At 56.2% G+C, this 1072-nt stretch carries 1 protein-coding gene; it reads right to left on the bottom strand.

Going from position 1 to position 1072, the window contains the following annotated elements; translation table 11 throughout:
• Nucleotides 1–95: 95 nt before the first annotated feature.
• On the bottom strand, nucleotides 96–878 hold the full coding sequence (locus tag FCK22_RS17930) for an N-6 DNA methylase (protein WP_331711006.1): 783 nt from the start codon (nucleotides 876–878) through the stop codon (nucleotides 96–98).
• Between the last annotated feature and the right edge of the window lie 194 nt (nucleotides 879–1072).

The following is a 1072-nucleotide window of genomic DNA, read 5'->3' as shown; positions in this document are numbered from 1 at the left end:
CGCGCCGGACGCTTGAGCAATTTGAGGGCTCCGCGCCCGGCGCGCTTGCCAAGCCCGAAACCGACGACTATCAAAATCAAACCCGCAGGCTCTCGTCATGAACGAGGGACCAGTGGGGGGCAGGTCACGTGCAGTGTCATGTTCATGGCGCCGATCCGAAGCATGGTCGCATCGAAGTCAAATCCGTGAAACATCTGGTTGTGAAAGTGGTCACGGCTTTCGGTGTTGCGCAGCATTTGGGGGTGGTGCGTGCGCAGATACTCGGCCGCGGCGACCAAGAAACCGCTGGTGCCCGCAGCAGGGTCACAGATCACGTCAGTGGGCGTGGGCGCCATCAGATTAACCATCAATTCAATTATGTGGCGCGGCGTGCGGAACTGGCCGTTCTGGCCGGCGCTGGCGATCTTGCCAAGCATGTATTCGTAAACGTCGCCCTTGGTGTCGCGGTCCTCCATCGGAATCTCGTCGAGCATCTGAACGACCTTGGCCAACAGGTTGGGGTTGGAGAAACCCAATCGCGCGTCTTTCATGTGGGTGCCGTAGGACGAGCCCTCTTCACCTAGGGCCCGCAGGAACGGAAAGACGTGCTCGTCCACGATCCTCATCATCTCCCGAGCTTCAAAATGCTTGAAGCGCGACCAGCGTAGGTTCTCGAACGGTTCGCCCTTGTCGTTTGCGCCCTCTGGGAAGATGCTGCGCTGCATTGGAATGCCCAGATCTTCGGCCTTTCGCTCCTCGACCGTTTGCAGGTCATCTAACCGCTTAATAAACATCAGAAATGTCAGCTGTTCGATTACTGAAAGCGGGTTTGAGACGCCACCGGACCAGAAGGCGTTCCAGATTTGATCGATTTGCGAGCGGATGGTGCCTGTCAGCATTTTGGACCTCAGTTTTTCTGGGACCATAGGCATAGGACGATGACGCTACAACGTCCCAATGCCCATCTTGTTGATTGTCACTGAGAACTGACCCGGTAGCCCCATAAATTGTCACTGAGAATTGACCCATGTGAACACACTTCCCCGACGGTTTTGGTTGGGGGGATTTGGAGTGATCGACATGGGATTTTTGA

Source organism: Sulfitobacter sp. 15WGC (assembly GCF_005068605.1).
Classification (GTDB): domain Bacteria; phylum Pseudomonadota; class Alphaproteobacteria; order Rhodobacterales; family Rhodobacteraceae; genus Sulfitobacter; species Sulfitobacter faviae.
The sequence above is the reverse complement of the archived record's forward strand: the minus strand, read 5'-3'. Positions and strand labels throughout refer to the sequence as shown.

What these genes read in the sequence shown, in the direction of transcription:
- FCK22_RS17930 (WP_331711006.1), bottom strand. Translation starts at nt 878, where the DNA reads ATGCTGACAGGCACCATCCGCTCGCAAATCGATCAAATCTGGAACGCC.